The 4,898-nt window shown below is 70.2% G+C and carries 5 protein-coding genes; all 5 read right to left on the minus strand.

Annotated elements, in window-relative coordinates; all coding sequences use genetic code 11:
* Window positions 1-134: 134 nt before the first annotated feature.
* Entirely contained in the window at window positions 135-755 is a 621-nt protein-coding gene (locus JHC36_RS00640; protein ID WP_287914566.1) for a TorD/DmsD family molecular chaperone, read from the minus strand.
* Between the two features lie 14 nt (window positions 756-769).
* Entirely contained in the window at window positions 770-2,878 is a 2,109-nt protein-coding gene (locus JHC36_RS00645; protein ID WP_287914569.1) for a 4Fe-4S dicluster domain-containing protein, read from the minus strand.
* Window positions 2,875-3,534 (minus strand): DUF3306 domain-containing protein, encoded by a 660-nt coding sequence (locus JHC36_RS00650; RefSeq protein WP_287914572.1) that lies wholly within the window; start codon window positions 3,532-3,534, stop codon window positions 2,875-2,877. The genes JHC36_RS00645 and JHC36_RS00650 overlap by 4 nt, the downstream gene beginning before the upstream one ends.
* Entirely contained in the window at window positions 3,527-4,108 is a 582-nt protein-coding gene (locus JHC36_RS00655) for a DUF3305 domain-containing protein (RefSeq protein WP_124220437.1), read from the minus strand. Before JHC36_RS00655 ends, JHC36_RS00650 begins: the two co-directional genes overlap by 8 nt.
* A 76-nt stretch (window positions 4,109-4,184) precedes the next feature.
* Window positions 4,185-4,898, minus strand: a 714-nt coding sequence (locus JHC36_RS00660; RefSeq protein WP_287914580.1) for a molybdopterin oxidoreductase family protein, incomplete at its 5' end; no start/stop codon positions are given.

A 4,898-nucleotide genomic window follows, 5' to 3' on the forward strand; every position in this document is an offset into this window, starting at 1 on the left:
CCGAAGGGGCGCCCCAAAACGCGCCCGAGTAGGCGCAAAGCACAGCCGTAGCTCGGGCTACGGCGCGCATTTGCAACGCCCTCTGGCGTGTTTTGGGACGTCAAAGCGGGCATGACCAATTCCCTCTCAGCCTCTCAGCCCAGCAGGTCGAACCCCTGCTGCTCCACCTGCAGAAAGGCGCGGGTGAAGTCCGCGAGCGCCGCATAGAAGCGGGCCGAAGGGTGCGCCGCCAGCGCGTCGCAGAGCTGCTCTCCCCAGGGCTGCAGATGCTTGGCAAAGAAGGCCTGTTGCTGCGTGAGGTTGGCCACCGCGACATCGTCACCGGCAATTAGATAGCGCATGACCTCGCACAGGCAGGAGATGTGGTCTTCGGTCTCGGGCAGGGTCTCGTCGCGCGCGAGGCCCAGCGCCGCGAGATCGCCGCGCAAGGCCGCGAGCGGTTTTTCGTTCAGGAAGCCACTCAGGTAATGCGAGCCAAACAGATAAACCTCAGGCTTGCCGACGCCGCCAAACAGCGTGTCGTATTCGGCACGGATCGCCGCGTCGTCGAGCGCGCGCGCGGCGGCGACGAGCGCGCGCCAGGGTTCCTCCAGGAACCCGCCGGGAGCCGGCGCCTCGGTGACGGCCACGCGCAGCTGCGCGAGCAGTTCGGGACTCGGCGGCGCGTAATAGAGCGCGGCGAGCAGGCCGTAGACCTCGGCGCGCGCGGTTTCCTCATCGAGGGTGGAAGTCAGGTGCAGGGCGTCGTCGGACATGGTGCGGGGGAGCTTCAAAGATCGGTGATGCGGGTTTCGTCGCTGGCGGTGTGCAGGTCGATGACGCGGCAGTCCCCGCACATCTTGAGGCGCTCGAGCGCAGCACCCTGGAACATGGCGTGACCGGACAGCCGGCCCAGCATGGCTTCGATGGCACGCGCCGTGCCAAACGGCTTGCCGCAGCGGATGCAGGTCCAGGGCTGCGCCTGGGCGAGCACCCGCGGGGCGCCGCGCTGCGCCGTGGTGAGCAGCCGCGGCACGAGCGACACCGCATCCTCCGGGCAGGTTTTGACGCACAGGCCGCATTGCACGCAGTTCTTCTCGATGAAGCGCAGCTCCGGTGCCTGCGGGTTGTCCAGCAGCGCGCCAGCCGGACAGGCGCCCACGCAACTCATGCACAGCGTGCAGCGCTCGGTGTCGACCGCCACGGCACCCAGCGGCGAAGCCGCCGGCAAGGCGATGGCTTCGGGCCGGGCAGCCGCGGCGAGCGGCGCGTGGGCGATCAGGTGGTCGAGCGCCAGCTCCAAGGTGCCGCGTTTGGCCGCGGCCACCGCGAAGCGCGCCGGCTCGGCCGGGCCGCGTGGCCTTGCAAGCCGCAGCGCCTGCAATTCCGCGTCGAGCGCGCTGGGATGCTGCGCGCGCAGCAGACGAAAGTGCCCTTCACCGTAGCCGAGACCCTGCAGCAAGGCCTGCGCCACGTCCATCTGCGCTTGCAGGCCGTCGAGGTATTGCGGCGCCTCTTCATCGGTCACGAGCACCGCGATTTGCCGCGCCCCGAAGGCCATGGCCGCCAGCCACAGGTCGATGCCGGTACTTGCGGTGTGCCACAGCGCCAGCGGGATCACGTTGGCCGGCACGCCGTGCATCACTCCGAGCCGCGCGCCGCGGCCCAGCTCTTCGATCAGCGCTTGCCCGCGTCCCTGGCTGTGCAAGAGCAGCACGGCATCGCGCCCGCCGGCTCGCGCGTAGGTCGAGAGCAGCGTGCGCAGCCGCTCGCCTTGCTCGTTCGCCCGCGGGTAGGCATAGCCGAGCGCGCCGGTCGGGCACACCGTGGTGCAGGCGCCGCAACCCACGCACAAATGAGGGTTGACCTCGATGCGGCCGCGGGCCATGTCGGAGCGTATGGCCTCGGCCGAGCAAATGTCCACGCAGGCCGAGCAGCCCACGGTTTTGTTGCGGGTATGGGCGCAGATCTTGGCATCGAAGCGGAAGAAGCGCGGCTTCTCGAAGCTGCCGACGAGGTTGCGCAGTTGCAGCGCGGTGGCAGCGTCGAGGCTCGTGGCGCGGAAGTAGCCCTGCGGCAAGGCGTGCTGCAGGAAGGTGGGCGTGGCGTTGGCCGGGCGTAGGTCGAGCACGAGGTCGAAGCGCTCCACCTGTTCTTCGGGCTCCCGCGTGAAATCGATCGCGCCGGCGACGCTGCAGGCCTGCACACAGGCCCGGTGGCTGCGGCAGGCATCGAGGTCGACCTGGTAGTCGAGCCCGATGGCGTTTTCCGGGCAGGCGGCGACGCAGGCGTTGCAGCGGGTACAGAGGTCGAGGTCGATCGGGTTGTCGGCGCGCCAGCGCAGTTCGAAAGCGCCGAGCCACCCCCGCAAGCCCGTGATCGTGCCCGAGAGCACCGGCCAGCGCCGCGTCTGCGTACCGCCAGCCTCGCCCGGGCCGCGCGCAAACACGGTCACTTCGAGTGTGTCGGCCAGCAGCGCCGCCGCACGCTCGGCCGCATCGAGCGCACCGATGATGAGCACGCGCCCACGGCTCTCGTAGCTCACGGTCGGCACGGGCTCGGGGTCTTCGAGGCGTGCCGCCGCCAGCAGCGCAGCGATTTTGGGCGTGGCCTGGGCGGCATCGCGGCTCCAGCCCCCGGTCTCGCGGATGTTCACGAAGCGGATGGGCACCGCCGCGCCGCGGCCGTCGTGGGCCTCTGCCGCGAGTTCGGAGAACAGCCGCTGCTCCTGTGTGCAGGCCACCGTGACGGGCTCCGTGCCCTCGATGGCGCTCAAGAACGCGCCCACGTCGCGCCGACACAAGGTGTTGTGCAGCACCAGGGCCTCGCCCAAGGCCTCACCGAGCGCTCGGGGCTCCAGCGGCTGGGTGCGGTTGCAATCGCAGATCAGGGTTTTCACGTCTTCGGAGGATCGTTGGGTTGAGGGTGGGATGCCGCAGTCGGCTCCGGCGGCACCGCCGGATCGGCGGCACCGGTGGGCGGGACGGGCTCGGTCCGAGGCGGATCAGCCAAGCCTGCATCGAGGCGTGGCCCGCCGCCAACGGCCCGCACCGCCTGCGCGGATGCCGGATCAGGAGCATCTTCTTTCGGCGCATCGAACAGGCCCAGCGCCTCGGCGCTTTGCAGTTGACGCAGCAGCGCCTGCGGCAAGGGGCTCGGGCGCGAATAGTCGTCGATGTAGATGTCGAGCCCGTCCATCACGTTGAAGTGTGGGTCGGCAAAGAGCTTTTTCACCGCCGCTGCGCGCACTTCGGGCGCGACGTTGCGCGCCATGAAGGCCCGCACTTCGGCGCCCGCCGGCAGCGCGAGCGCATCGGCCAGGCTGGGCGGGGGCGGCTCCGGTGCAGCGGGCGCGGCCGGCATGGGCGCGGCCGGATCACGGCCCACGGTGGCCGGGGGGCGCGGCGAGCCGCTGGGCGCTGCGGGCGCGGCCGGGTTCTGCGCCGCGGCTTCGGCCCGAGGCTCGACGGGGGCTTGCGGCGGCTCGGGGGTCGGTCGGCCCTCGCGGGCGTCGAGCTTGCGACGCGACCAGCGGCTGAGGAAACCGTCACTCATGGCCCTGCCCCGCGCCCTTGCGCTTCTCACCGGTGCTGACCGAAGCCGGGTTGCCGAAGCGATCGGTCAACGGCAGGAAACTTTGCGGGCGCTGCCGGCGCTTGGGCTCGGGCGTGTAATGCGCCTGAGCAAAGGCAAGCAGCCAGGCCACGACCTCGGGCGGCGCGCTCACCTGCTCGACCGTCTCCTGCGCGTCGAGCCAGCGCCCGGCGTCGTGATAACTCAGCGAGACCATCTGCGGCCGCGCGATCGGCTCGTCGGCCAGCGTCGCCTCCGCTTCCATGCGCCAGAGCACGAACCAGCACGGCGCGGGCGTGGTGGCGTTGAGCCAATAGCCCTCGGCGTCGTCCTTGAACAGTTCGACGCAGAAACCCGGATGCAGCCAGCGCTCCTCGGTTTCGGTCCGCAGCAGCCGCCGTGGCGCTTGGCCAAAGCCGCCGTCGTCGATCAGCACTTCGTCGAGTCGCCAGCGCCAGGGCTGCCAGCGGCTCATCGGGCCGGGCACCGCCTCGCGGCGCATGACGACCGCGACAGGGAGGCTGGGGCGCGAGGCGTTCGGATCTGCGGTGGTCATCGAGCGGGCATCGAGAGAAACACGGTCCAAATGTACGCCAAGGCATCCGATGCATCGGCCTGCGTGTCAGTGGCGGTCAAGGGCTGCGGGATGGCACGCGGCTGAGCTGTACCGCGCAGTATTTCACCTCGGGTATCTTGCCGAGCGGATCGAGCGCGGGGTTGGTCAGCAGGTTGGCTGCGGCTTCGACGTACGCGAAGGGGATGAACACGGCACCTCGCGGGGTGCCGTCGTCCTGTCGGACCGGCAACTGGATTTCACCGCGGCGGGAGCGCACGGAAACCCGCTCGCCCGGGACCAGGCCGAGCGCGGCCATGTCGGCGCCGCAGAGGCTCGCGGTGGGGCCGGGCTCGAGCGCATCGAGGACGGCGCTGCGGCGGGTCATCGCGCCGGTGTGCCAGTGTTCGAGCTGGCGCCCGGTGATGAGCACGTAGGGGTAGTCGGCATCGGGCCGCTCGGCTGCGGGCGAGAGCACGGCCGGGACGAGTTTGAGCCGTCCACTGGCCGTGGGAAAACGCTCGCGGAACACGACCGGCTGGCCGGGGTCGTCGGCGGACACGCAAGGGTAGGTGACGCTGCCCTCCTGCTCCAGCCGCGCCCAGGAAATGCCGCCGATGGCCTCCGCCATGGTCTGGCGCATTTCCTCATAGATCCGCTCCACACCGTAGTAGCCGGCGTGATTCGGTGCGGTATTGCTCTCTTTTTCATAGTTCCACTGGAGCCCGAGCCGCTCGGCGAGGCGCTGCAGAATCCACAGGTCCGCGCGGGCTTCGCCGGGCGGCGTTCGCAC

The organism is Tibeticola sp. (assembly GCF_022759015.1).
Taxonomy (GTDB): Bacteria; Pseudomonadota; Gammaproteobacteria; order Burkholderiales; family Burkholderiaceae_C; genus Tibeticola; species Tibeticola sediminis.

Bases quoted from the DNA above. Each gene is read 5' to 3' on its own strand.
- JHC36_RS00655 (WP_124220437.1), bottom strand. From the start codon at position 4,108: ATGACCACCGCAGATCCGAACGCCTCGCGCCCCAGCCTCCCTGTCGCG.
- JHC36_RS00640 (WP_287914566.1), bottom strand. From the start codon at position 755: ATGTCCGACGACGCCCTGCACCTGACTTCCACCCTCGATGAGGAAACC.
- JHC36_RS00650 (WP_287914572.1), bottom strand. From the start codon at position 3,534: ATGAGTGACGGTTTCCTCAGCCGCTGGTCGCGTCGCAAGCTCGACGCC.